The sequence below is a fragment of the Streptomyces sp. NPDC001536 genome (assembly GCF_042894505.1).
GTDB lineage: Bacteria > Actinomycetota > Actinomycetes > Streptomycetales > Streptomycetaceae > Streptomyces.
The window spans coordinates 266660-289467 of the sequence record NZ_JBIAVQ010000014.1 but is presented as its reverse complement, the minus strand read 5'-3'; the positions used below and the strand labels follow the sequence as shown (position 1 = coordinate 289467).

The following is a 22808-nucleotide window of genomic DNA, read 5'->3' as shown; positions in this document are numbered from 1 at the left end:
GTGAGCATCCCTGCGCAGAGCGAAGGCACGGTGATCACCAAGGGCGACGCCGCCCCCGGCGAGACCCTGCTGAAGGTGACCGGGCTCCAGAAACACTTCCCGATCAAGAAGGGCCTGCTCCAGCGGCAGGTCGGCGCGGTGCGCGCGGTCGACGGCATCGACTTCGAGGTCAAGGCCGGCGAGACCCTCGGTGTCGTGGGCGAGTCGGGCTGTGGCAAGTCGACGATGGGCCGGCTGATCACCCGGCTGCTCGAACCGACCGCAGGCAAGGTCGAGTTCGAGGGCCAGGACATCACCCACCTCGGGGTGAGCGGTATGCGTCCGCTGCGCCGCGATGTGCAGATGATCTTCCAGGACCCGTACTCGTCGCTGAACCCGCGCCACACCATCGGCACGATCATCGGCGCCCCCTTCAAGCTCCAGGGCGTCACGCCCGAGGGCGGTATCAAGGCGGAGGTCCAGCGGCTGCTGTCGGTGGTCGGTCTCAACCCCGAGCACTACAACCGCTACCCGCACGAGTTCTCCGGCGGTCAGCGTCAGCGCATCGGCATCGCCCGCGCGCTCGCGCTCAACCCGAAGCTCGTGGTGGCCGACGAGCCGGTCTCCGCGCTGGACGTGTCGATCCAGGCCCAGGTCGTGAACCTGCTGGACGACCTCCAGCAGGAGCTCGGACTGACGTACGTGATCATCGCGCACGACCTCTCGGTCGTCCGGCACGTCTCGGACCGGATCGCGGTGATGTACCTCGGCAAGATCGTCGAGCTGGCGGACCGCGAGTCGCTGTACAAGGCGCCGATGCACCCGTACACCAAGGCGCTCATGTCGGCGGTGCCGATCCCGGACCCGCGGCGCAAGAACGCCAAGAGCGAGCGCATCCTGCTCAAGGGTGACGTGCCCTCGCCGATCTCCCCGCCGAGCGGCTGCCGCTTCCACACCCGCTGCTGGAAGGCGACGGAGATCTGCAAGACGACCGAGCCGAAGCTCGTCGAGCTCAAGCCCGGCCAGCAGGTCGCTTGTCACCACCCGGAGAACTTCGAGGACCAGGCCCCGCAGGACACCGTTCTGCTGACAGTCGCCAAGGAGGCGGCCGAGCTGGTCGCGGACGAGGTGCTCGCGGAGTCGGCGGAGACGTCGGCGGCGGTGGCGGCGGAGGTCGCCGAGAGCGCCTCCGAGAGTGCCGCGGAGGAGACCGAGGAGACTGCGGAGCCCGAGGCTCCGGAAGCTCCTTCCAAGGAGAAGTAAGTCCTGTCAGCGAGCCCCCGCCTTCATTTGTAAGGCGGGGGCTTGCTGCTGGGTGAGAATATGGGGGTGCTCCAGAACCTGTTCACCCCCTCCGTCCAGCACACGCTCGATCTGATCGGCATCTTCGTCTTCGCGATCTCCGGCGCGCTGCTGGCCGTCCGCAAGAACTTCGACGTCTTCGGCATCGCCGTCCTCGCCGAGGTCACGGCGCTGGGCGGTGGACTGTTCCGGGACCTGATCATCGGTGCCGTGCCGCCCGCGGCCTTCACGGACCTCGGCTACTTCGTCACCCCGCTGCTCGCCGCCCTCCTGGTCTTCTTCCTGCACCCCCACGTGGAGCGCATCCAGGTCGGTGTGAACGTCTTCGACGCGGCCGGACTCGGCCTGTTCTGCGTCGCCGGGACGACCAAGGCGTACGAGTACGGGCTCGGCCTCACCCAGTCGGCGACCCTCGGTCTGGCCACCGCCGTCGGCGGCGGTGTCCTGCGGGACGTGCTCGCCAACGAGGTGCCCTCGCTGCTGCGCTGGGACCGCGACCTGTACGCGGTCCCGGCGATCGTCGGCGCCACCATGGTCGCCCTGTGCATCCATTACGACGCGCTCACCCCGTTCACCAGCGGGCTCGCGGTCCTCACGGCCTTCGTGCTGCGGCTGCTGGCGATGCGGTTCCACTGGCGAGCTCCGCGGGCCTGGAACCGGCGCTCGACCGTACGCGAGGAGTAGCGCCCGCCCGGCCGTGCAGCAGCCCCATCTCCTCGGTCAGCCAGCGGAACGCCGGGACCACCTGCGGCTGCCACAGCGCCATGTTGTGGCCGCCCGCTCTCTTCGGGATGTAGACGACGTGCACGGTCGTCGGCGCCTTCGCGATCTGTTCGAGACCGGTGGCCGCCTCGTAGCCGTCGCCGGGCTGTCCCGACTGGTAGAGCGCGACCGCGGGCGGCGTGCGGGCGTCGCGCAGCAGGAGGTAGGGGTTGTTGGCGCGGCGCAGGGCGGGGGTCTCGGCGGCCAATGAATTGCGTTCGCCGATCGGGTCGTTGTAGCCGGACATGCTCACCGCGGCCCGGTAGCGGTCGGGGTGGGCGACGGCGAGCTTGGTGGCGCAGTGCCCGCCCGCGGAGTATCCGGCCACCGCCCAGCCGGCCGGCCCGGCCTGGGCGCGGAAGTTGTCGGTGACCATCTTCGGCACGTCGACGCTGAGCCAGGTGTCGGCGTTCACCGTGCCCGTGATGTTGGCGCATCCGGTGTCCACCCCGGCCAGCAGGTTCATGCGCGGGGCGACCAGGATGAAGGGCGCCACCCGGCCGTCCCGCATCAGGGGTCGCAACCGGTCGACCGCGTGCAGCGATCCGAACCAGGCCTTCGCCGAGCCCGGGTAGCCCGACAGGAGTTCCACCACGGGGAACCTGTGGTGCCGGTAGGCGGGTCGGCCGTACTGGGGCGGCAGCCAGACGTAGACCTCGGCGTTCACGCCGGAGATCCGTCCCTTGAGCTGGGTCTCGCGGACCCCCCGCAGCCCGGGTCCGGAGGCGTCGGTGAAGTGCTGCCGGACCTTCGGCAGGCGTTTCAGCGCGATGCCGCCGGTGCCGTCGGGGCCCAGGTTCGCGGCCTGCTGGACATGGTCGCCGGTGCCGAGCAGGTCGGCCCAGTCGTCGTACAGGTTGTTCTGGTTGTTGACCAGGACGAAGACGAGGGCGACGGCGGTCCCCTGGGCGAACACCACCATCAGCAGCCGGGCCGCGGTGCGCAGGGCGCGGGGGCCCCGCAGCCGCGACCACAGGGCGAGCGGAAGGACGACGGCGACGACGGACAGCACGATCAGTGTGTAGAGGAACGTGGTCCCGGTGAGGCTCATGCCCCTACAGAGGGGGCGGCGGGGCGCCGGGTTTACGGACGAGTGCGGACACTTACCAGGAAATTGCCCCGCTCTCACCCTCGGCTGATCGTATGCAAAGCTACCGCTTAGTAATCACTTGTTGTACCGTTCAGCCATGCCAGAAGCAGCTACCGCCACGCAGGCCACGATCGGCGACAGCGAGTTCGACCGGGACACCGCGCTCACCCTGCGCGAACCCGGCGTCTACGACATCGACCTCTCCGCCGGCTGGACGATCATCAGCGCCGTCAACGGCGGCTACCTTCTGGCCGTCCTGGGCCGCGCCCTCGCGGACGCCCTGCCGCACGCGGACCCGTTCACGATCTCCGCGCACTACCTGACCGCGTCCCAGCCCGGCCCCGCGGTCGTCCGCACGGACATCGTCCGCACCGGCCGCACCCTCTCCACCGGCCAGGCCTCGCTCTTCCAGTACGACGAGCAGGGCAACGAGATCGAGCGCATCCGCGTCCTCGCCTCCTACGGCGACCTGGGCGCCCTGCCCGACGACGTCCGTACGACGGCGAAGCCGCCCGCTTTCCCGCCCATGGACCAGTGCTTCGGCCCCGAGGACGGACCTGCCCCGGTCGACGGCAGCTCCGCCATCGCCGACCGGCTGATGCTCAAGCTGGACCCGTCGACCCTGGGCTGGGCCCTCGGCGCGCCGTCCGGCAAGGGCGAGATGCGCGCCTGGTTCGGCCTCGCCGACGGCCGTGACGCCGACCCCTTCTCGCTGCTCCTCGCGGTGGACGCGCTGCCGCCGACCGCCTTCGAGATCGGCCTCAAGGGCTGGGTCCCGACGGTCGAGCTGACGGTCCACGTCCGCTGCCGCCCGGCCCCGGGCCCCCTCCGCGTCTCGATCACCACCCGCAACCTCGCCGGCGGCTTCCTGGAGGAGGACGCCGAGGTCTGGGACAGCGCGGACCGCCTGGTGGCGCAGTCCCGACAGCTCGCCCGCGTCAGGCTCGGCTGATTCGAGGCCGATGGGGCCCAGGGGGTCCCCGCGCTCACCGCACACCGAGGGATCCTGGCGGGGTGAAATCCGACCGCCTCCTGTCGATCCTGCTGCTCCTTCAGACCCGCGGCCGTGTCCCCGCGCACGAACTCGCGGAACGCCTGGAGGTGTCCGTCCGCACGATCTACCGGGACATCGAGGCCCTGTCCGCCTCGGGCGTCCCCGTCTACGCCGAACGCGGGCGGCACGGCGGCATCGAACTGCTCGCGGGATTCCGTACGGACGTCACCGGACTGACCGCCGACGAGTCCCGCGCCCTGTTCATCCTGGCCGCCCAGGGCGCACACGCCGCGCTCGGCCTGGACGCGGCGCTCGGTTCGGCGCTGCGCAAGGTGATGGCGGCGCTCCCGGCCCCGCACCGTCCGGCCGCCGAGGCGACCTCGCAGCGCATCCTCGTCGACGCCACCCGCTGGAAGGGCGGCCCCCAAGTCGCGGTGGACCTGGACGTGTTGCAGGACGCGGTCTTCGCCGACCGCCGGCTGCGACTGCGCTACCGGCACAGCGGGCAGCGCGAGCCACGGACGTACACCGTCGACCCGTACGGCCTCGTCTCCAAGGCCGGTGTCTGGTACCTGGTCGCCGACCGGCGGGGCAGGCCGCAGCTGTTCCGCGTGGACCGGGTGCGTTCGGCGACCGTGCTGGACGACCCCGTGCGGCGGCGGCCGGGCGTCGAACTCGCCGACGCCTGGGAGGTGTTGCGCCGTCAGGTCGAGGAACGCCCCGGCGGTGTCGACGTCGTCGTACGGGTCCGGCGCGACCGCCTCGACCTGTTCCTGCGCCTCAACGCCGCCTGGTTGACCGAACCCCCCGAGGACGGGGGCGAGGGCGAGTGGGTGACCGCTCGGCTGTCGTACGGCGTGCTCGGCGAGGCCCGTCAACTGCTGCAGTTCTCCGACCGGATCGAGGTGCTCTCGCCGCCCGAAGTGCGCGAGGAACTGTTCCGGGCGGCCGCTTCTGTCACGGGCTTGTACCGGCGAGCAGGAGACGGGGCAGGGGATGACACCAGGTCAGGCGGGGTCTTTTAGGCGGTCTTTGCCTCGCGCACAGGCAGGGGACAGTGATCGCTCAAGGAAGCCCCAAGCCGCGTTGATTGAGTTCCAGCCCTCAGGACTCCCTCATCCTTCTTGGAGTTGTTTCTCATGAAGCGTGTGCGTCTCATCCCCGCGGTGGCCCTGCTGGCGCTCTCGCCCCTCGCCCTGGCGGCCTGCGGCTCGGGCGACTCGTCGTCCTCGTCCGACAGTGGCAACTCCGGGCAGCAGGCGTGTCAGGCGCCCTCCGGCGCACCGAGCGGCGCCCCGTCGGGCGCGCCCAGCGCCAACGGCACGGCCCAGCCGTCCGGCGCCCCCTCGGGCATGCCCAGCGGTGCGCCCAGTGGCGGTCCCGGCGGGGGCGGTCCCGGCGGCGGCCAGGGCGGCGGCTGCGGTGGTCCCGGCGGCGGTGGTGCGGCGCCCAGCGGTGCCCCGACCCAGCAGCCGTCGGAGTCGGCCACGAAGAGCTGACCTGTCACGTCGTACGACAGGGGCGGCACTCCCGGTGAACGGGGGTGCCGCCCCTGGGCGTCGCCGTTCAGACGCGCCAGTGGTCCCGGCCGATGCTGATGAGCCGCAGCTGGCTGGTGGCGACCTGCCGGACCCGCTCCCGCTCCTGCTCCGAGCCCTCCAGTGCCTCCAGGAACAGGGAGGCGGTGATGAGCATCTGGTCGACGTAGAGGTTCGCCAGCATCAGCAGGTCGTCGTCGCTCCAGCCCTCGGACTCCACGTCCTTGGCGAGCTCCTCCTTCACCTCCTCGGCGAACCGGGCCAGTTGGCCCCGGATGGCCTCCCGCACGGGCTGGACCCCGCCGTGCCGCTCACGGGCGATGAAGCGGACATGGGCGGGGTGCGTGGCCACGTGGTGGGCGATCAACTCGACGGCACGGACGATGCGTTCGTCGGCGTTGTCGGCCGAGGTGACCGTGGTGCGGATCATCGGGTGGAGGCTGCCCAGCGCCTCCTCGACGAGGGCGATGCCGAGGTCGGCGGTGGAGCGGAAGTGGCGGTAGAAGGCGGTCGGGGCGACGCCGACGGCGCGCGTGACCTCGCGCAGGCCCAGACTGCTCAGGCTCTGCTCCTCCAGCAGTCCCAACGCGGCGTCGAGGAGCGCCTGTCGGGTCTTCTGTTTCTGGGCCTGCCGGATGCCGAGGGTGTGACTCATGTCATCAGTAAACAACTGTTCTCTGGAATTGAGAAGTCGTCGGACGCGCTAGACTCTGGAGTCAGTGAACAACTGTTACTACAACTGTTCACCGACTTGTCACGAGAAGCACCACGCAAGCATCTCGGAGGGGGATCCATCCCATGCTGTTCCTCGTCGCCGCACTCCTGCTCTTCGGCGCCGTCCTGGGCACCGTCGCCCACGCGCCCTTCACCTTCACCGTCGTCGCCGCCGCCGTGATCGCCGCCTGGCTCGGCATCTTCGCGCTCCGCGAGCGGCACGCCCGCCGCCACGCCTCGACCCGCTGACCCGTCGGCCCACCCGCCATCGCACCCAGGGGACTGATCACCATGCAGCTCACCGCACCGACCACCCACCGCACCGCGGTCCGCGACGCCGACGGCATGGCCGTGGCCGCCTTCATCCTCGGCCTCGTCGGCCTCCTCGTCCTGAACCTCTTCCTCGGCCCGATCGCCATCGTCCTGGCCTCGGTCGCCCTGTGGCGCGGCACCGCCCGCCGCGGCCGCGCCTTCCTGGGTCTGGGCCTGGGCGTCGCCGACCTCCTGGTGCTGGTGGCGTTCATGCAGATGGACAGCACGGTGTCCTGGAGCTTCTAGCCCCAACCCTTGCGCCGAGTCCTCTCAACAGGGCCCGTAGAATCGGGTCACCATGGCTTACCTCGACCACGCCGCGACGACCCCGATGCTTCCCGAGGCAGTCGAGGCACTCAGCGCACAGCTGGCCGTCACCGGCAACGCCTCCTCCCTCCACGCATCCGGCCGCCGCGCGAGGCGCACCGTCGAGGAGGCCCGTGAGACCCTCGCCGAATCACTGGGCGCCCGCCCCAGCGAGGTGGTCCTCACCTCCGGCGGCACCGAAGCCGACAACCTCGCGGTCAAGGGCCTGTACTGGTCCCGCCGCGACGCCGACCCGGCCCGCACCCGAGTCCTGGCCAGCCCCGTGGAGCACCACGCCGTCCTCGACGCCGTGCACTGGCTCGGCGAACACGAGGGCGCCACGGTCGAGTACCTCCCCGTCGACGCGTACGGCCGCGTCCACCCCGACGCCCTGCGCGAGGCCGTCGAGCGCAACCCCGACGACGTCGCCCTCGCCACCGTGATGTGGGCGAACAACGAGATCGGCACGATCATGCCGGTCCGCGAACTGGCGGATGTGGCAGGGGAGTTCGACATCCCGCTGCACGCGGACGCCGTCCAGGCCTACGGTCAGATCCCCGTCGACTTCGCCGCCTCCGGACTCGCCGCGATGACCGTCTCCGGCCACAAGGTCGGCGGTCCCTACGGCATCGGCGCCCTCCTCCTCGGCCGCGAGTACACCCCCGTACCCGTCCTGCACGGCGGCGGCCAGGAGCGCCACGTCCGCTCCGGCACCCTCGACGTCCCCGCCGTCGCCTCCTTCGCGGTCGCGGGCCGGCTCGCCGCCGAGCAGCGCGAGTGGTTCGCCCGGGAGATCGGCGCCCTGCGTGACGCCCTGGTCGAAGCGGTCCGTACGGCGGTCCCGGACGCGATCCTCGGCGGCGACCCTTCCGAGGGAGGCCGGCTCCCGGCCAACGCCCACTTCACCTTCCCGGGCTGCGAAGGCGACTCGCTCCTCCTGCTCCTGGACGCCCAGGGCATCGAGTGCTCCACCGGCTCCGCCTGCACCGCCGGCGTCGCCCAGCCCAGCCATGTCCTCCTCGCCACCGGCACCGACCCCGACCTCGCCCGCGGCACCCTCCGCTTCTCCCTCGGCCACACCTCCACCGAGGCCGATGTGGAGGCGGTCGCCAAGGCGATCGGCCCGGCGGTGGAGCGGGCGCGGGCGGCGGGGCTGACGTAGACGGCGGTCGCTTCCGGCGTGGCAGAAGATGCTGAGCACGCCCCCGGACGCCGCCGACATGACTGAGTCCGGAGGGGGCTCCCCGACGTACACCCCCCTGGACACCTCGGCGGAGGCTTCCGTCACCACCCGCCACGTCGTCACCGTGGACCTGAACGACGACGGCGCGCAGGACGCGGTCGCCGCAACCTCGAAGCGGCTTCGGTGACCGAGTCACCCGGCGACGGTGCCGGAACCTTCGCCGAGGGCTGTCACACCTTCACCGGGACCTCGCGGACGAGCTTCATGTACCGGTCCCAGTCCCAGTGCTCGCCCGGGTCGGTGTGGTCCGTCCCCGGCACCTCCACATGCCCGATGATGTGCTCGCGGTCGACGGGTATCTCGTAGCGCGCGCAGATCCGGGCCGTCAGTCGGGCCGAGGCCTCGTACATCTCGTCCGTGAAGTCCTCGGGCCGGTCCACGAAGCCCTCGTGCTCGATGCCGATACTGCGCTCGTTGTAGTCGCGGTTGCCCGCGTGGTACGCCACGTCCAGCTCGCGGATCATCTGGGTGACCCGGCCGTCCTTGCCGACTATGTAGTGCGCGGCGGCCTGGTGCCCCGGGTCCTGGAAGGCCTTCACCGCGCTGGCGAAGCTGCCCTGGGTGACATGGACGATCACCATGTCTATGCCGTAGTCGTCGGGCCGGTCCGCGCGCCGCCAGTTGGCGTCAGAGGCCGCGACCCAGCGTGCGCCGGTGTAGTCGACCTCGCCCGCCTTGCGCGGCTTCTCCACGCCGGGCGTACGCCACCACAGACGCGCCAGCTCGTCCCGGGCCAGCACACCGGTGCCCACCGCGGCCGCCGCCCCGCCGATCAGCAGGGCGCGCCGCCCGATGCGCCGGTCGCCGTCCTTGGATGCTTCTCTCGCCGCCATGTGATCGTCAACGGATACTCGTGGGCTCCGGTTCCCGTGTCCCCGTACCCTGGAGGAGTTATGACTCACTCCACGCAGCGCCCCCTCCGCGTCCTCGCCGCCATGTCCGGCGGTGTGGACTCCGCCGTCGCCGCCGCCCGTGCCGCGGAAGCCGGCCACGACGTGACCGGTGTCCACCTCGCCCTCTCGGCGAACCCGCAATCGTTCCGCACGGGCGCGCGTGGCTGTTGCACCATCGAGGACTCCCGCGACGCCCGCCGCGCCGCGGACGTCATCGGCATCCCGTTCTACGTCTGGGACCTCGCCGACCGCTTCCGCGAGGACGTGGTCGAGGACTTCGTCGCCGAGTACGAGGCGGGGCGCACCCCGAACCCCTGCCTGCGCTGCAACGAGAAGATCAAGTTCGCCGCCCTGCTCGACAAGGCGCTCGCGCTCGGCTTCGACGCGGTCTGCACGGGCCACTACGCCCAGGTGATCGTCCGCGAGGACGGCTCGCGCGAGCTGCACCGCGCCTCCGACATGGCGAAGGACCAGTCGTACGTCCTCGGCGTCCTCGACGAGAAGCAGCTCGCCCACGCGCTCTTCCCGCTCGGCGACACCGTCACCACCAAGGACGAGATCCGCGCGGAGGCCGAGCGCCGCGGCCTCGCGGTCGCCAAGAAGCCCGACTCCCACGACATCTGCTTCATCGCCGACGGCGACACCCAGGGCTTCCTGGCCAACCGCCTCGGCAAGGCGGAGGGCGACATCGTCGACGAGTCGGGCGCGAAGCTCGGCACCCACGAGGGCGCGTACGGCTTCACCATCGGCCAGCGCAAGGGGCTGCGGATCGGCACCCCGGCCGCCGACGGCAAGCCGCGCTACGTCCTCGACATCTCCCCGGTGAACAACACCGTGACGGTCGGCCCGGCCGCCGCCCTGGACGTCGACGCGCTGACCGCGATCAAGCCCCGCTGGTGCGGGGTGGCGCCTGAGGGCCCCGGCACCTACACCGCCCAGCTCCGCGCCCACGGCGGCGAGACGGAGGTGACCGCGGAGCTGGTGGACGGCGAGCTGCGGGTGTCGTTCACCGAGCCCGTCCGCGGTGTGGCCCCCGGCCAGGCGATCGTGCTGTACGACGACACGCGCGTGGTCGGCTCGGCGACGATCGCGACGACCACGCGCGCGAGGGCGGGCGCTACGGCGTGAAGTAGTCGGCCAGTACCGGAGCCAGGGCGTTCGGATCCACCATGTGGGTCTGGCCCTCCAGGTTCCGGTACGACCCGTTCGGCACCGCCTCCGCGACCGCCCGGGTGGCCTCCCGGAGCCACTCGGGGCTCGCGCCGCCCGCGACCGCCAGGACGGGGACGGTGATCGCGGCCAGCCGATCCCGGGGCACCAGACCGTCGCCCAGGACGGCGTTGTCGTAGGCCAGACTCGGCGCGACGGCCTCCATGCCGGGCCACATGGGGGACTGGCGGGCGCCCTGGATCATCTCGTCGGGCATGTCGACGAGCCGCAGGAACAGCTCGACCGCGTCCCCGCGCCGGCCCTGCGCGAGGGCGGCGGTCAGGTTCTCGGTGTACTCGGCCCGCTCCTTCGCCCCGCCCTCGGAGAAGTCCGCGAACGGCGTCTCGTACACGGCGACCCGGCGCACCGGCAGCCCGCTCGCCGCCGCCCGGAGCACCAGCGCCCCGCCCGACGAGATCCCGTACAGACACGCCTCACCGCCCGCCGCCTCGATCAGCGCGGCGAGGTCCTCGACCTCGCGCTCCACCGCGTACGGCGCCGTGTCACCGCTCTCGCCGCGGCCCCGGCGGTCGTACACGAGGACCGTGAACCGGTCCGACAGCGGCACGGCCAGCGGCGCCACCGTGCCGCCCGTCGACATCGCCCCGCTCACGAGGATCACGGCAGGGCCCTGCCCGCTGCTTTCGTAGGCGATGGGTGTGCCGTCACGGGAAAGAGTCTTCTTGTCCATGCCGGTGAAGACTCCCACCGGCCGCCGGACTAATCGGTGATTTCCACCTCGTAGAAGCAGAGGTGGTCCTTGATCTCGGCCACGCCCGGCTTCGGGTCGGGATACGCCCAGACCAGGTCCGCCGCGTCCGGCAGCGACCAGTACGAGGCCGTTCCCTTGAAGGGGCACACGGTGTGGGTGTCGGACGGGGTCAGCAGGTCCAGGCGGACGTCCTCGGCGGGGATGTAGTAGCGCACGGGAGAGCCCGTCTCGCGCAGGACCAGGGGCCGGTCGGTCTCCGCGAGGACCAGGTCGCCGTGGACGACGCGGACGTGCTCGGTGCCTTTCTCGACGGTGATGCGATGTCCTTGGGGCACGGTCGGGCCTCCTTGGGGTAGCCGTCTGTTGAAGGTGCAGCGCGCCTCGGCCCCGAGTTCTTCCCGAGGAGGCCTCATGGGAGCCGCAGATCCGTTCCTAGACCGTCACAACACCGTCCACCGGGTCCGTCCCGAGCCGGCGCCGGTGCGCGACCTGTCGCGTGAACGCCGGGCGCAGATCGGCCGGATGCAGTTCGACTACCTGCTGGCCCACGGCCTGCGGCCGGAGCACCACGTGCTCGAGATCGGCTGCGGGATCCTCCGCGCGGGACGCCTCCTCATCGAGCACCTGGACGCCGGCCACTACTACGGCATCGACGTCTCACCGGCCATCCTGCTCGCCGCCCAGGACACGCTCGTACGCGAGGGTCTCCAGTCCAAACTGCCGCATCTGGTGCTCGTCGGTGATCTGACCTTCGGTTTCCTGCCCGAGGGGTACTTCGACGTCGTCCACGCGCACAGTGTCTTCGCGCACTCGCCCCGGCAGGTCGTCGAGCAGTGCCTCGCGCATGTGGGCCGCGTCCTCGCGCCCGGTGGCTTCTTCGACTTCACCTTCAACCGCAGCGAGGGCCGCGAACGCCAGGTGCTGCACGACGACTTCTCCTACCGCACCCGGACCCTGGCCGGACTCGCCGCCCGCCACGGTCTGAAGGCCCGGTTCATGGACGACTGGGAGCGGCTGCCGTACCGGCAGTCGAAGATGCGCTTGACCCTGATGTCGGACCGGGCCCGTACCGTGGGCCCATGAACATCTGCGTCTTCCTCTCCGCCGCCGACCTCGACGAGCGCTACACCCGCCCCGCGCGGGAGTTCGCGGAACTGCTCGGCAAGGGCGGCCACACCCTGGTGTGGGGCGGCTCGGACGTCGGGCTGATGAAGGTCGTCGCGGACGGCGTGCAGGAGGCGGGCGGCCGGCTCGTCGGCGTCTCCGTCCAGTTCCTGGCCGCCAAGGTCCGGCCCGGGGTCGACGAGATGGTGATCGCCGAGGACCTCGCCGAGCGCAAGAAGCTGCTCCTGGAGAAGGCCGACGCGGTGGTGATCATGGTCGGCGGCACGGGCACGCTCGACGAGGCCACCGAGATCCTGGAGCTGAAGAAGCACGGCCACACCGACAAGCCGGTCGTGCTGCTGAACACCGCGGGCTTCTACGACGGCCTCAAGGAGCAGTTCCGGCGCATGGACGACGAGGGCTTCCTGCCGCGCCCGCTGACCGACCTGGTGTTCTTCGCGGAGGAGCCGGTGGGGGCGCTGGCGTACCTGGAGGAGAGCCAGGGCATCGCGTGACCCCCGGGTGATGCGAGCATGGCGGCATGGCTACACATGTGATCACCGGGGCGGGCTCGGGCATCGGCGCGGCGGTGGCCCGCCGTCTGCACGCGCGCGGAGACGAACTCGTGCTCCACGCGCGCGACGCGGGCCGTGCGAAGGAGCTGGCGGCGGAGTTCCCCGGGGCGAGGACCCTCGTCGGAGACCTGTCCGACCCGGACAAGCTGTCCTGGGCCTTCTCCCACCAGACGCTTCCCGACCGGGTCGACTCCCTGCTGCACATCGCCGGGGTGGTCGACCTGGGGCCGGTCGGTGACCTGACCCCCAAGTCCTGGCGTCACCAGCTCAACGTCAACCTGATCTCCCCGGCCGAGCTGACCCGCCACTTCCTGCCCCAACTCCGCACCGCGCGCGGGCACGTGGTGTTCGTCAACTCGGGTGCGGGCCTGCGGGCCAGCGCGGAGTGGTCGGCCTACGCCGCCTCCAAGCACGGCCTGAAGGCCCTCGCGGACTCGCTGCGCAACGAGGAGCACGCCAACGGCGTCCGCGTCACCTCCGTGTACCCCGGCCGCACGGCGAGCCCCATGCAGGCCAAGGTCCACCAGCAGGAGGGCAAGGAGTACGACCCCGCGGAGTGGATCGACCCCGAGTCCGTCGCCACGACCATCCTCACGGCGATCGACCTGCCCAGGGACGCGGAGATCAACGACCTGACGGTGAGGCCGGGACGGTGACCGGATTCGCCTTCGCGCCCGCCACCGGCGTGGGCTCCCTGCCCGGCGGCGACGCCAGGGAGGCCGCCAGGACGGCCACCGGTTCCTTCGAGGACTTCCCGTTCCTGCCCGAGCTGCCCGCGCGCGGGCCCGGCGCGGACATGATCGGGCGGACCGCCGGGATGCTCGTCGAGATGTACGCGCGCGTCGAGCCCAGCGGATGGCGGATCGGGGACCGGCCGGGCCGGGACACCAAGCGTGCCCGGTCCTGGCTCGGTGAGGACCTGGACGCCCTGGAGGAGTTCACCCAGGGGTACGAGGGCCTGCTCAAGGTGCAGGCCGTCGGCCCCTGGACCCTCGCCGCCGCACTGGAGCTGAGGAACGGCGAGGCCGCCCTCGGCGATCCCGGCGCCTGCCGCGACCTCGCCGCCTCCCTCGCCGAGGGGCTGCGCGACCATCTCGCGGAGGTACAGCGCCGCGTCCCCGGCGCCCGGCTCGTCCTCCAGCTCGACGAGCCCTCCCTCATCGCCGTGCTCCGCGGACAGATCAGGACCGCCAGCGGCTACCGCACCCACCGCGCCGTCGACCGGCAGGTCATCGAGTCGACTCTCCGCGACGTCGTCGGGGTTCACGCCGGCGGCCCCGTCGTGGTCCACTCGTGCGCACCGGACGTCCCGTTCGCCCTCCTGCGCAGGGCGGGTGCGGCGGCGATCTCCTTCGACTTCGGCCTTCTCACCGAGCGTGACGACGACGCGATCGGTGAGGCGGTGGAGAGCGGCACCCGGCTCTTCGCCGGTGTCGTGCCCGGCACGGACACGGCATTGTCAGACCCTGCCGGTAGCGTCATGGGTGTCAGGACGCTGTGGCGCAGGTTGGGGCTGCATCCGGGGCTTCTCGCGGAGACGGTCACGCTCACTCCGGCGTGCGGGCTCGCGGGGGCCTCCCCGAGTTACGCGCGGACGGTGCTCGCCCACTGCGCCCAGGCGGCGAGATCCCTCGCGGACAACCCAGAGTAACGGGAGGACAACACGGTGGCCGGCGACAAGCAAGCGGAGACGACGGTGCCCGCGGAGGCACGGGAGCAGCACGCGAAGCTCGCTGAGCAGATCGAGGAGCACCGCTTCCGGTACTACGTGAAGGACGCTCCGGTCGTCAGCGACGCGGAGTTCGACAAGCTCCTGCGGTCGCTCGAGGCGCTGGAGGAGGAGTACAGCGAGCTGCGGACGCCGGATTCGCCGACGCAGAAGGTCGCGGGGGCCTATGAGACGGAGTTCACCTCCGTCGAGCACCGCTCCCGCATGCTCTCCCTCGACAACGCCTTCAACGACGAGGAGTTGGCGGCCTGGGCCGAGCGCGTCGCCAAGGATGTCGGCACCTCCGACTACCACCTCCTGTGCGAGCTGAAGGTCGACGGTCTCGCCGTCAACCTGACGTACGAGCAGGGCCGTCTCGTCCGGGCGGCGACCCGGGGCGACGGCCGCACCGGCGAGGACATCACGCCCAACGTCCGGACCATCGCGGAGATCCCGGACCGGCTCACCGGTGACAAGGTCCCCGACCTCGTGGAGATCCGCGGCGAGGTCTACTTCCCGATGGAGAAGTTCGAGGAGCTCAACGCCCGTCTGATCGAGGCCGGTGACAAGCCCTTCGCCAACCCGCGCAACGCGGCGGCCGGTTCACTGCGCCAGAAGGACCCGCGCGTCACCGCCACCCGCCCGCTCCACATGGTCGTGCACGGCATCGGTGCCCTGGAGGGCTTCGACGGCATGACCCGCCTCTCCCAGGGCTACGACCTGCTCAAGACCTGGGGCCTGCCCACCGCACAGCACAACAAGGTGGTCGACGGCCTCGACGGCGTGCGGGAGTTCATCGCGTACTTCGGCGAGAACCGGCACTCGGTGGAGCACGAGATCGACGGCGCGGTCGTCAAGCTGGACGAGATCCGTCTCCAGGGGCGTCTCGGCTCCACGGCCCGCGCGCCCCGCTGGGCGATTGCATACAAGTACGCGCCGGAAGAGGTGAACACCAAGCTGATCGACATCAAGGTCGGCGTCGGTCGCACCGGTCGCGTCACGCCGTACGCCCAGGTCGAACCCGTCACGGTCGCGGGCTCCGAGGTCGAGTTCGCCACGCTGCACAACCAGGAGGTCGTCAAGGCGAAGGGCGTCCTCATCGGTGACACCGTGGTGATCCGCAAGGCCGGTGACGTCATCCCGGAGATCCTCGGCCCGGTGGTGGACCTGCGCGACGGCAGCGAGCGCGCCTTCGTGATGCCGGCCGAGTGCCCGGAGTGCGGGACGCCGCTGAAGCCCATGAAGGAGGGGGACATCGACCTGCGGTGCCCCAACGCGCGCACCTGCCCCGCGCAGTTGAGGGAGCGCGTCTCCTACCTCGCCGGGCGCGAGTGCCTGGACATCGAGCACTTCGGCGATGTGGCGGCGGCCGCGCTCACCCGCCCGCTGGAGCCGGCCGACCCGCCGCTCGTCGACGAGGGCGACCTCTTCGACCTCACCGTGGAGAAGCTGCTCCCGATCAAGGCGTACGTCCTCGACCAGGACAGCGGCCTGCCCAAGCGTGATCCGAAGACGGGCGAGGAGAAGGTCGTCACCGTCTTCGCCAACCAGCAGGGCGAGCCGAAGAAGAACACGCTCGCCCTGCTGAAGAACATCGAGGAGGCCAAGAGCCGTCCGTTCGCCCGCTTCCTCAACGGGCTCTCGATCCGCCATGTCGGTCCGGTCGCCGCCCAGGCGCTGGCCCGTGAGTTCCGCTCGATCGAGCGGATCGAGCAGGCGACGGAGGAGGAGCTGGCCGGCACCGACGGCGTGGGTTCGATCATCGCCAAGTCCCTCAAGGAGTGGCTGGCCGAGGACTGGCACCGCGAGATCGTCCGCAAGTGGAAGGCGGCCGGAGTCTCCTTCGAGGAGGAGAGCTCCGGCGAGGACGAGGGCCCCCGCCCCCTCGAAGGCCTCACCGTCGTCGTGACCGGCACTCTGGAGCGCTTCACCCGTGACGCCGCGAAGGAGGCTTTGCAAACTCGGGGTGCGAAAGTGACCGGTTCTGTTTCGAAGAAGACGTCTTTCGTCGTTGTGGGTGACAATCCAGGTTCGAAGTACGACAAGGCGATGCAGCTGAAGGTGCCGGTTCTGAACGAGGACGGCTTCGACGTCCTGCTGGAACAGGGCCCCGAGGCGGCCGCCGAAGTCGCGCTTCCGACCGAGGAGTAGGACGGAGTAGCGGTTGAAGGCCACCCGATCGGCGCATACCAGATGCATACGGGTGGCCGGGGCGCATTCGGGCAACCGTCGACGACCGCTGCCCGTGGAAGCCTTCTGCGGCCTACTGTTGAGATGTGCGCCTGCCGTGCCCAGCTGCGGTTGGGGCAACCCCTTGCTCCTCGAGAGCAGGGGGAAGGGCTTTCCAACGCGGCGCCGTAGAGGGTTTGTCGGGCAACTGGCCGCGTGGCGTGGGCACCGCCGGCTGTGAGAGGGACGGGAATGGAACCGACCGAGAGCGCCGCCCCGGACTCACGGCTGCGCCGACTGACGGGCGCCTGGCGGGGGAGCCGGTGGCCGACGCGGTCCGCGAACCGTCCGGGCGAGGAGGGGCGCGCCCTCGGACCGTACTCGGCGGCGGGCGGACGCAACGCCGTACAGCTCGCCGAACACACCCCCGGACTGCCGGGCTCCGGGCCCGAGCGGCATCTGTCCTGGCCCGCGCTGCCCACCGGGGTCGTCGCGGCGGCCGGGTTCGTGCTCGGCGCCGGCTTCTACCGCGCCTTCACCGGGGGCCACGCGCTCTTCCCGTCCGGCACCGTCGGCTGGTCCCTGGCCGTGCTGACCGGCGTCATCGTCGGCCACCTGGTCGCGCTGGGCCGCGCCCGCTGGTGGGGCGGCACCGGCTCGGGCGCCGCCCTCACCCTCGCCGTACTGATGCTGTACGGCTGGGTGCCCGCCGGGATGGTCAGCCTCACCGTCGTCGTCCTGGTCGGCATAGCCAGGCGGAACCGCTGGCGACAGGGCGTCCTGCACGGCGCGGTGGACATCCTGGGCATCGGCGCCGGCGCCCTGGTGCTGGCCGCCTTCGGCCGGGTCCCGTCCGTCGAGGCCCCCTGGAACCCCGACACCTGGACGTTCTACACCGCCCCCGAGGTGCTCCTCGTCGCGGCCGCCTACCTCGCGGTCACCCGCACCCTGCTGTGGTACCTGCACGCCCCGCGCACCGGCGGCCTGCCCACCGTGGCCCGCACCGCCCTCGTCAGACAGGGCCTGGTCGCGGTCGCGCTGCTCGGCATCGCACCGCTGGTCTGCGTCGTCGCCGTCGCCAAACCGGTGCTGCTGCCGCTCTTCTCGATCCCGCTCATCGCCCTCGACTCCACCCTGTGGATAGCCAGGGCCCGGGCGGAGGAGCAGCTGCGCGATCCGCTGACCGGGCTCCCCAACCGGCAGTGGCTCCTCGAACGGATCTGGACCGCCCTGGACGACGCCGAGCGCATCGGCGCCCGGGCCGCCCTGATGCTCATCGACCTCGACCGCTTCCGGTCGGTCAACGACACCCTGGGCCACCTGGCCGGTGACCGGCTGCTCCTCCAGATAGCCGACCGGTTGCAGGCGGCCCTGCCGCGCGGGGCGGAGGCCGCACGGCTCGGCGGTGACGAGTTCGCCGTCTTACTGCCCGTCGCCGACTCCACGACGTCCGCGACCCGGGTGGCCCGCAATCTCGTCGCCGCCCTCAGCTCCCCGCTCGACCTCGACGGGCTCACCCTCGTCCTGGAGGCCAGCGCCGGCGTCGCCGTCTTCCCCGACCACGCCCTGGACGCCGAAGGGCTGCTGCGCCGCGCGGACGTGGCGATGTACCAGGCGAAGCGGGACCGTACGGGCGTCGAGGTGTACGAGTCCAAGCGGGACTCCAACACCCCCGACCGCCTCGGTCTGCTGGGCGACCTGCGGCGCGCGCTGGACGCGCACGAGGTCCAGCTGCACTACCAGCCCAAGGTCCGCTTCGACGGACAGGTGGCGGGCCTGGAGGCCCTCGTCCGGTGGGTGCACCCGGAGCGCGGGAAGGTGCCGCCGGACGAGTTCATCGCCATCGCCGAGTCGTCGGGGCTGATGCCGCACCTCACGGAGTACGTCCTCGACACCGCGCTCGCCCAGGTCGCCGTATGGCGCGCCCAGGGCCTGTACGTCCCGGTCGCGGTCAATGTCTCCCCGCGCGACGTCCACACCCCCGGCTTCGCCGGCTCCGTCGCCGCCCGGCTGGCCCGGCACGGCGTCCCCGCGGGCTCGCTCCAGCTGGAGATAACCGAACACGTGCTCCTGGAGGACCCGCAGCGCGCCGCCGACACCCTCGCCGGGCTGACCGGGCACGGCGTGAAGATGTCCCTGGACGACTTCGGCACGGGCTACTCGTCGCTGGTGCATCTGCGTCGGCTGCCGGTCAGCGAGCTGAAGATCGACCGTTCCTTCGTCGCCCGGCTGGCCATCGACACCGAGGACGCGGAGATCGTGCGCTGCACGGTCGACCTCGCACATTCGCTCGGCCTGCTGGTCGTCGCGGAGGGCGTGGAGGACGACGAGACCTGGGAGCGGCTGCGCGACCTGGGCTGCGACGCCGTGCAGGGCTGGCTGGTCGCGGCGGCGATGCCGGCCGAGGAGACGACGGCGTGGCTGCGGGCGCGGGGATCGCGGGGGTGGCAGCGGCCACGGGCGGCTCTGCCGGCGGCCGCCGCCGACGAGTGACTCGCCCCTGAAGGGGCCTGGTCCTCAGACGCCGGACGGGCTGACAGGCAAACCGTTTCACGGGCACAGTGCGCCGCCCCATAGGATTGGCCCCAAACCACACGCACTCACCCCAGAGGATCGCTGCATGCCTGGCATCACGCGCGAGGAGGTCGCCCACCTCGCACGGCTGGCGCGTCTGGAGCTGAAGCCCGAAGAGCTCGAGCACTTCGCGGGACAGCTGGACGACATCATCGGCGCGGTCGCACGCGTCAGTGAGGTCGCCGACCAAGACGTACCGCCGACCTCGCACCCGCTCCCGCTGACGAACGTCATGCGCGCGGACGAGGTCCGTCCGTCGCTCACCCCCGAGCAGGCGCTCTCCGGCGCCCCGGCCCAGGAGCAGCAGCGTTTCAAGGTGCCGCAGATCCTGGGGGAGGACTAACCGCCATGACGGACAACGTCAACATCATCAAGCTCACCGCCGCCGAGACCGCCGCGAAGATCGCCTCCGGCGAGCTCACCGCGGTCGAGGTGACCGAGGCCCACCTGGCCCGTATCGAGGCCGTCGACGAGAAGGTGCACGCCTTCCTGCACGTCGACCGCGAGGGCGCGCTGGCGCAGGCCCGTGCCGTCGACGAGAAGCGCGCCAAGGGCGAGAAGCTCGGCCCGCTGGCCGGCGTCCCGCTCGCGCTGAAGGACATCTTCACCACCGAGGGCATCCCGACGACCGTCGGTTCGAAGATCCTCGAGGGCTGGATCCCGCCGTACGACGCCACCCTCACCAAGCGGCTCAAGGCCGCCGACGTCGTCATCCTCGGCAAGACCAACATGGACGAGTTCGCCATGGGGTCGTCGACGGAGAACAGCGCCTACGGGCCCACCGGCAACCCCTGGGACCTCACCAAGATCCCCGGCGGCTCCGGCGGCGGCTCCTCCGCCGCGCTCGCCGCGCACATGGCCCCCCTCGCCATCGGCACCGACACCGGCGGCTCCATCCGCCAGCCGGCGTCCGTCACCGGCACGGTCGGCGTCAAGCCGACGTACGGCGCGGTCTCCCGCTACGGCATGGTGGCGTTCAGCAGCAGCCTCGACCAGGGCGGGCCCTGCGCCCGTACGGTCCTGGACGCGGCGCTCCTGCACGAGGTCATCGCCGGACACGACCCGCTGGACTCGACGTCGATCGACGCGCCCGTCCCGCCGGTCGTCGAGGCCGCCCGCAACGGCAGCGTCGAGGGCATGCGCGTCGGCGTCGTCAAGCAGTTCCGCGGCGAGGGCTACCAGGCCGGTGTCATCCAGCGCTTCGACGAGTCCGTCGCGCTGCTGAAGGAGCTGGGCGCCGAGATCGTCGAGCTGGACTGCCCCTCCTTCGACCTCGCCCTGTCGGCGTACTACCTGATCGCGCCGTCCGAGTGTTCGTCCAACCTCGCCCGCTTCGACGGCCTGCGCTACGGCCTCCGTACGGGCGACGACGGCACCCACTCGGCCGAAGAGGTCACCTCCCTCACCCGTGAGGCGGGCTTCGGCCCCGAGGTGAAGCGCCGCATCATGCTCGGCACGTACGCGCTGTCGAGCGGGTACTACGACGCCTACTACGGCTCTGCCCAGAAGGTGCGCACGCTCATCACGCGCGACTTCGAGAAGGCCTTCGAGCAGGTCGACGTCATCGTCTCCCCGACGACGCCCACCACCGCCTTCCCGATCGGCGAGCGCGCCGACGACCCGATGGCGATGTACCTGGCCGACCTGTGCACCATCCCGACCAACCTCGCGGGCAACGCGGCCATGTCGCTGCCCTGCGGTCTCGCCCCGGAGGACAACCTCCCGGTCGGCCTGCAGATCATCGCCCCGGCTTTGAAGGACGACCGGCTGTACAAGGTCGGCGCCGCCGTCGAGGCCGCCTTCGTGGAAAGGTGGGGGCACCCGCTTCTCGAGGAGGCACCGTCGCTGTGAGCGCACTGACCAAGGCCAAGGGCTTCAAGAAGTCCAAGTCCGGCACGTACCTGTCCATCGCCGGGACCGCGTTCGGCGCGATCGGCGTCGCCAAGCGGCTCAAGAAGGCCCGCGCCGACAAGGACACCCTGGTCCTGATCGACGCCACCGTGTCCGCCGTCGCCATCGTCACCGGCCTCGCCATCCTGTACCGCGAGCTGAAGCGGCTGGGCGACGACGACGTCCTGCTGGGCTGAGAGGGAAGTTTCACCGTGACCACCACGACCGACCTGGTGTCGTACGAGGACGCTCTCGCGTCGTACGACCCCGTCATGGGCCTTGAGGTCCATGTCGAACTCGGCACCAAGACCAAGATGTTCTGCGGCTGTTCGACCGAACTCGGTCAGGACGCCAACACGCAGACCTGTCCCGTCTGCCTCGGCCTGCCCGGCGCGCTCCCGGTCGTCAACGCGACCGGAGTCGAGTCGGCGATCAAGATCGGTCTCGCGCTGAACTGCGAGATCGCCGAGTGGTGCCGCTTCGCCCGGAAGAACTACTTCTATCCGGACATGCCGAAGAACTTCCAGACCTCCCAGTACGACGAGCCGATCGCCTTCAACGGCTACCTCGACGTCCAGCTGGAGGACGGCGAGACCTTCCGTGTGGAGATCGAGCGCGCCCACATGGAGGAGGACACCGGCAAGTCGACCCATGTGGGCGGCGCGACGGGCCGTATCCACGGCGCCTCGCACTCGCTCCTGGACTACAACCGTGCCGGCATCCCGCTCATCGAGATCGTCACCAAGCCGATCGAGGGCGCGGGCGAGCGCGCTCCCGAGGTCGCCAAGGCGTACGTCCGTGAGCTGCGCGAGGTCATCAAGGCGCTCGGCGTCTCGGAGGCCCGCATGGAGATGGGCCAGATGCGCTGCGACGTGAACCTGTCGCTGCGCCCGCACGGCCGCGAGAAGTTCGGCACGCGCTCCGAGACGAAGAACGTCAACTCGCTGCGTTCCGTGGAGCGTGCGGCCCGCTTCGAGATCCAGCGGCACGCCGCGGTGCTGAGCAGCGGCGGCACGATCATCCAGGAGACCCGGCACTTCCACGAGGACACGGGGTCCACGACCTCGGGCCGGGTGAAGGAGGAGGCCGAGGACTACCGGTACTTCCCGGAGCCGGACCTGGTCCCCGTGGCCCCCTCGCGCGAGTGGGTCGAGGAGATCCGCGCCGGTCTGCCGGAGCTGCCGCTGGTCCGCCGCAACCGTCTCCTCGCGGAGTGGGGCATCTCGGCCATCGAGATGCAGGCGATCCTGAACGCCGGTGCGCTGGACCTGATCGTCGCCACGATCGACGCCGGTGCCGACGCCGCCTCCTCCCGCAAGTGGTGGATGGGCGAACTGGCCCGCAGCGCCAACGAGTCGGGCAAGGCGCTCGACGAGCTCGCGATCACCCCGGCGCAGGTCGCCCGGGTCACCGAGCTCGTCTCCAAGGGCGACCTCAACGACAAGCTGGCCCGCCAGGTCATCGAAGGCGTCCTCGCGGGCGAGGGCACCCCGGACGAGGTCGTCGAGAAGCGCGGTCTGAAGGTCGTCTCCGACGAGGGTGCCCTCGGCACCGCCGTCGACGAGGCCATCGCCGGCAACCCGGGCATCGCCGACAAGATCCGCTCCGGCAAGGTCGCCGCGGCCGGCGCCCTGGTCGGCGCGGTCATGAAGGCGACCCGCGGTCAGGCCGACGCGGCCCGCGTCAAGGAACTGATCCTGGAGAAGCTGGGCGTCAGCGAAGGCTGAGACCCGT

General features: G+C 71.0%; 25 protein-coding genes. 20 read left to right on the top strand and 5 right to left on the bottom strand.

Going from position 1 to position 22808, the window contains the following annotated elements; translation table 11 throughout:
- Together ACFY0U_RS33810 and ACFY0U_RS33805 are read left to right on the top strand one after the other, a co-directional pair.
- Positions 1–1242 (top strand): ABC transporter ATP-binding protein, encoded by a 1242-nt coding sequence (locus ACFY0U_RS33810; RefSeq protein WP_388642286.1) that lies wholly within the window; start codon positions 1–3, stop codon positions 1240–1242.
- Between the two features lie 60 nt (positions 1243–1302).
- Positions 1303–1965, top strand: coding sequence for a trimeric intracellular cation channel family protein (locus ACFY0U_RS33805; RefSeq protein ID WP_388642285.1), 663 nt, complete (start codon positions 1303–1305; stop codon positions 1963–1965).
- Here ACFY0U_RS33805 and ACFY0U_RS33800 read toward each other — a convergent pair.
- Entirely contained in the window at positions 1874–3094 is a 1221-nt protein-coding gene (locus tag ACFY0U_RS33800) for an alpha/beta hydrolase (protein WP_388642284.1), read from the bottom strand. The two genes, ACFY0U_RS33805 and ACFY0U_RS33800, sit on opposite strands and share 92 nt — an antisense overlap.
- Positions 3095–3230: 136 nt before the next feature.
- On the opposite strand from ACFY0U_RS33800, the gene ACFY0U_RS33795 reads away from it, so the two are divergent.
- The 3 genes from ACFY0U_RS33795 (at position 3231) to ACFY0U_RS33785 (ending at position 5626) form a co-directional block, all read left to right on the top strand.
- The gene (locus ACFY0U_RS33795; protein ID WP_388642282.1) at positions 3231–4085 is read left to right on the top strand and encodes a thioesterase family protein; all 855 of its coding nucleotides are present in this window, start codon (positions 3231–3233) and stop codon (positions 4083–4085) included.
- A gap of 62 nt (positions 4086–4147) precedes the next feature.
- A complete protein-coding gene (locus ACFY0U_RS33790; protein WP_388642280.1) occupies positions 4148–5152 on the top strand; it encodes a helix-turn-helix transcriptional regulator in 1005 nt (334 codons plus the stop codon).
- A gap of 114 nt (positions 5153–5266) precedes the next feature.
- A complete protein-coding gene (locus ACFY0U_RS33785; protein ID WP_388642279.1) occupies positions 5267–5626 on the top strand; it encodes a hypothetical protein in 360 nt (119 codons plus the stop codon).
- Positions 5627–5693: 67 nt separating this feature from the next.
- Here the strand turns inward: ACFY0U_RS33785 and ACFY0U_RS33780 are convergent, their stop codons facing one another.
- On the bottom strand, positions 5694–6320 hold the full coding sequence (locus ACFY0U_RS33780) for a TetR family transcriptional regulator (RefSeq protein WP_388642278.1): 627 nt from the start codon (positions 6318–6320) through the stop codon (positions 5694–5696).
- A gap of 143 nt (positions 6321–6463) precedes the next feature.
- On the opposite strand from ACFY0U_RS33780, the gene ACFY0U_RS33775 reads away from it, so the two are divergent.
- From ACFY0U_RS33775 to ACFY0U_RS33760, 4 genes are read left to right on the top strand one after another with little or no spacing between them, the layout of a single operon-like run.
- Entirely contained in the window at positions 6464–6628 is a 165-nt protein-coding gene (locus ACFY0U_RS33775) for a hypothetical protein (protein ID WP_388642276.1), read from the top strand.
- 42 nt (positions 6629–6670) lie between these two features.
- Positions 6671–6937, top strand: a complete 267-nt coding sequence (locus ACFY0U_RS33770) for a DUF4190 domain-containing protein (RefSeq protein WP_388642275.1) — start codon at positions 6671–6673, stop codon at positions 6935–6937.
- Positions 6938–6989: 52 nt separating this feature from the next.
- On the top strand, positions 6990–8159 hold the full coding sequence (locus tag ACFY0U_RS33765) for a cysteine desulfurase family protein (protein ID WP_388642273.1): 1170 nt from the start codon (positions 6990–6992) through the stop codon (positions 8157–8159).
- 58 nt (positions 8160–8217) lie between these two features.
- Positions 8218–8367: a hypothetical protein gene (locus tag ACFY0U_RS33760; protein WP_388642272.1), complete on the top strand. Its 150-nt coding sequence runs from the start codon at positions 8218–8220 to the stop codon at positions 8365–8367.
- A 43-nt stretch (positions 8368–8410) separates the two neighbouring features.
- Here ACFY0U_RS33760 and ACFY0U_RS33755 read toward each other — a convergent pair whose 3' ends face one another.
- Positions 8411–9073: an N-acetylmuramoyl-L-alanine amidase gene (locus ACFY0U_RS33755; RefSeq protein ID WP_388642270.1), complete on the bottom strand. Its 663-nt coding sequence runs from the start codon at positions 9071–9073 to the stop codon at positions 8411–8413.
- 60 nt (positions 9074–9133) lie between these two features.
- Between ACFY0U_RS33755 and mnmA the strand changes: the two genes are divergently transcribed.
- Positions 9134–10261 (top strand): tRNA 2-thiouridine(34) synthase MnmA, encoded by a 1128-nt coding sequence (gene mnmA, locus ACFY0U_RS33750; RefSeq protein WP_388642268.1) that lies wholly within the window; start codon positions 9134–9136, stop codon positions 10259–10261.
- Here the strand turns inward: mnmA and ACFY0U_RS33745 are convergent.
- Together ACFY0U_RS33745 and ACFY0U_RS33740 are read right to left on the bottom strand one after the other, a co-directional pair.
- Positions 10251–11033, bottom strand: coding sequence for an alpha/beta fold hydrolase (locus ACFY0U_RS33745; protein ID WP_388642267.1), 783 nt, complete (start codon positions 11031–11033; stop codon positions 10251–10253). The two genes, mnmA and ACFY0U_RS33745, sit on opposite strands and share 11 nt — an antisense overlap.
- Positions 11034–11062: 29 nt before the next feature.
- Positions 11063–11389 (bottom strand): DUF427 domain-containing protein, encoded by a 327-nt coding sequence (locus tag ACFY0U_RS33740; protein ID WP_388642265.1) that lies wholly within the window; start codon positions 11387–11389, stop codon positions 11063–11065.
- A gap of 76 nt (positions 11390–11465) precedes the next feature.
- On the opposite strand from ACFY0U_RS33740, the gene ACFY0U_RS33735 reads away from it, so the two are divergent.
- The 10 genes from ACFY0U_RS33735 (at position 11466) to gatB (ending at position 22801) form a co-directional block, all read left to right on the top strand.
- The gene (locus tag ACFY0U_RS33735; RefSeq protein WP_388642263.1) at positions 11466–12137 is read left to right on the top strand and encodes a class I SAM-dependent methyltransferase; all 672 of its coding nucleotides are present in this window, start codon (positions 11466–11468) and stop codon (positions 12135–12137) included.
- Entirely contained in the window at positions 12134–12673 is a 540-nt protein-coding gene (locus ACFY0U_RS33730; protein ID WP_388642262.1) for a TIGR00730 family Rossman fold protein, read from the top strand. Before ACFY0U_RS33735 ends, ACFY0U_RS33730 begins: the two co-directional genes overlap by 4 nt.
- Before the next feature lie 26 nt (positions 12674–12699).
- Positions 12700–13389, top strand: a complete 690-nt coding sequence (locus ACFY0U_RS33725; RefSeq protein WP_388642260.1) for an SDR family oxidoreductase — start codon at positions 12700–12702, stop codon at positions 13387–13389.
- A complete protein-coding gene (locus ACFY0U_RS33720) occupies positions 13386–14384 on the top strand; it encodes a methionine synthase (RefSeq protein ID WP_388642258.1) in 999 nt (332 codons plus the stop codon). The genes ACFY0U_RS33725 and ACFY0U_RS33720 overlap by 4 nt, the downstream gene beginning before the upstream one ends.
- A 15-nt stretch (positions 14385–14399) precedes the next feature.
- Entirely contained in the window at positions 14400–16592 is a 2193-nt protein-coding gene (gene ligA / locus ACFY0U_RS33715) for an NAD-dependent DNA ligase LigA (protein WP_388642256.1), read from the top strand.
- A 270-nt stretch (positions 16593–16862) separates the two neighbouring features.
- Positions 16863–19103 carry a putative bifunctional diguanylate cyclase/phosphodiesterase gene (locus ACFY0U_RS33710; RefSeq protein ID WP_388642254.1) on the top strand — a complete coding sequence of 747 codons (2241 nt, stop codon included), beginning with the start codon at positions 16863–16865 and terminating at the stop codon, positions 19101–19103.
- A 127-nt stretch (positions 19104–19230) separates the two neighbouring features.
- Positions 19231–19527 (top strand): Asp-tRNA(Asn)/Glu-tRNA(Gln) amidotransferase subunit GatC, encoded by a 297-nt coding sequence (gene gatC / locus ACFY0U_RS33705; RefSeq protein ID WP_007384860.1) that lies wholly within the window; start codon positions 19231–19233, stop codon positions 19525–19527.
- Positions 19528–19532: 5 nt separating this feature from the next.
- The gene (gene gatA, locus ACFY0U_RS33700; RefSeq protein WP_388642252.1) at positions 19533–21035 is read left to right on the top strand and encodes an Asp-tRNA(Asn)/Glu-tRNA(Gln) amidotransferase subunit GatA; all 1503 of its coding nucleotides are present in this window, start codon (positions 19533–19535) and stop codon (positions 21033–21035) included.
- Positions 21032–21271 carry a hypothetical protein gene (locus ACFY0U_RS33695; RefSeq protein ID WP_053747884.1) on the top strand — a complete coding sequence of 80 codons (240 nt, stop codon included), beginning with the start codon at positions 21032–21034 and terminating at the stop codon, positions 21269–21271. The genes gatA and ACFY0U_RS33695 overlap by 4 nt, the downstream gene beginning before the upstream one ends.
- Positions 21272–21286: 15 nt before the next feature.
- Entirely contained in the window at positions 21287–22801 is a 1515-nt protein-coding gene (gene gatB, locus ACFY0U_RS33690; RefSeq protein WP_388642251.1) for an Asp-tRNA(Asn)/Glu-tRNA(Gln) amidotransferase subunit GatB, read from the top strand.
- Positions 22802–22808: the final 7 nt, after the last annotated feature.

Bases quoted from the DNA above. Each gene is read 5' to 3' on its own strand.
- ACFY0U_RS33805 (WP_388642285.1), top strand. From the start codon at position 1,303: ATGGGGGTGCTCCAGAACCTGTTCACCCCCTCCGTCCAGCACACGCTC.
- ACFY0U_RS33800 (WP_388642284.1), bottom strand. From the start codon at position 3,094: ATGAGCCTCACCGGGACCACGTTCCTCTACACACTGATCGTGCTGTCC.
- ACFY0U_RS33795 (WP_388642282.1), top strand. From the start codon at position 3,231: ATGCCAGAAGCAGCTACCGCCACGCAGGCCACGATCGGCGACAGCGAG.
- ACFY0U_RS33785 (WP_388642279.1), top strand. From the start codon at position 5,267: ATGAAGCGTGTGCGTCTCATCCCCGCGGTGGCCCTGCTGGCGCTCTCG.
- ACFY0U_RS33780 (WP_388642278.1), bottom strand. From the start codon at position 6,320: ATGAGTCACACCCTCGGCATCCGGCAGGCCCAGAAACAGAAGACCCGA.
- ACFY0U_RS33775 (WP_388642276.1), top strand. From the start codon at position 6,464: ATGCTGTTCCTCGTCGCCGCACTCCTGCTCTTCGGCGCCGTCCTGGGC.
- ACFY0U_RS33770 (WP_388642275.1), top strand. From the start codon at position 6,671: ATGCAGCTCACCGCACCGACCACCCACCGCACCGCGGTCCGCGACGCC.
- ACFY0U_RS33765 (WP_388642273.1), top strand. From the start codon at position 6,990: ATGGCTTACCTCGACCACGCCGCGACGACCCCGATGCTTCCCGAGGCA.
- ACFY0U_RS33760 (WP_388642272.1), top strand. From the start codon at position 8,218: ATGACTGAGTCCGGAGGGGGCTCCCCGACGTACACCCCCCTGGACACC.
- ACFY0U_RS33755 (WP_388642270.1), bottom strand. From the start codon at position 9,073: ATGGCGGCGAGAGAAGCATCCAAGGACGGCGACCGGCGCATCGGGCGG.
- mnmA (WP_388642268.1), top strand. From the start codon at position 9,134: ATGACTCACTCCACGCAGCGCCCCCTCCGCGTCCTCGCCGCCATGTCC.
- ACFY0U_RS33745 (WP_388642267.1), bottom strand. From the start codon at position 11,033: ATGGACAAGAAGACTCTTTCCCGTGACGGCACACCCATCGCCTACGAA.
- ACFY0U_RS33735 (WP_388642263.1), top strand. From the start codon at position 11,466: ATGGGAGCCGCAGATCCGTTCCTAGACCGTCACAACACCGTCCACCGG.
- ACFY0U_RS33730 (WP_388642262.1), top strand. From the start codon at position 12,134: ATGAACATCTGCGTCTTCCTCTCCGCCGCCGACCTCGACGAGCGCTAC.
- ACFY0U_RS33725 (WP_388642260.1), top strand. From the start codon at position 12,700: ATGGCTACACATGTGATCACCGGGGCGGGCTCGGGCATCGGCGCGGCG.
- ACFY0U_RS33710 (WP_388642254.1), top strand. From the start codon at position 16,863: ATGGAACCGACCGAGAGCGCCGCCCCGGACTCACGGCTGCGCCGACTG.
- gatC (WP_007384860.1), top strand. From the start codon at position 19,231: ATGCCTGGCATCACGCGCGAGGAGGTCGCCCACCTCGCACGGCTGGCG.
- gatA (WP_388642252.1), top strand. From the start codon at position 19,533: ATGACGGACAACGTCAACATCATCAAGCTCACCGCCGCCGAGACCGCC.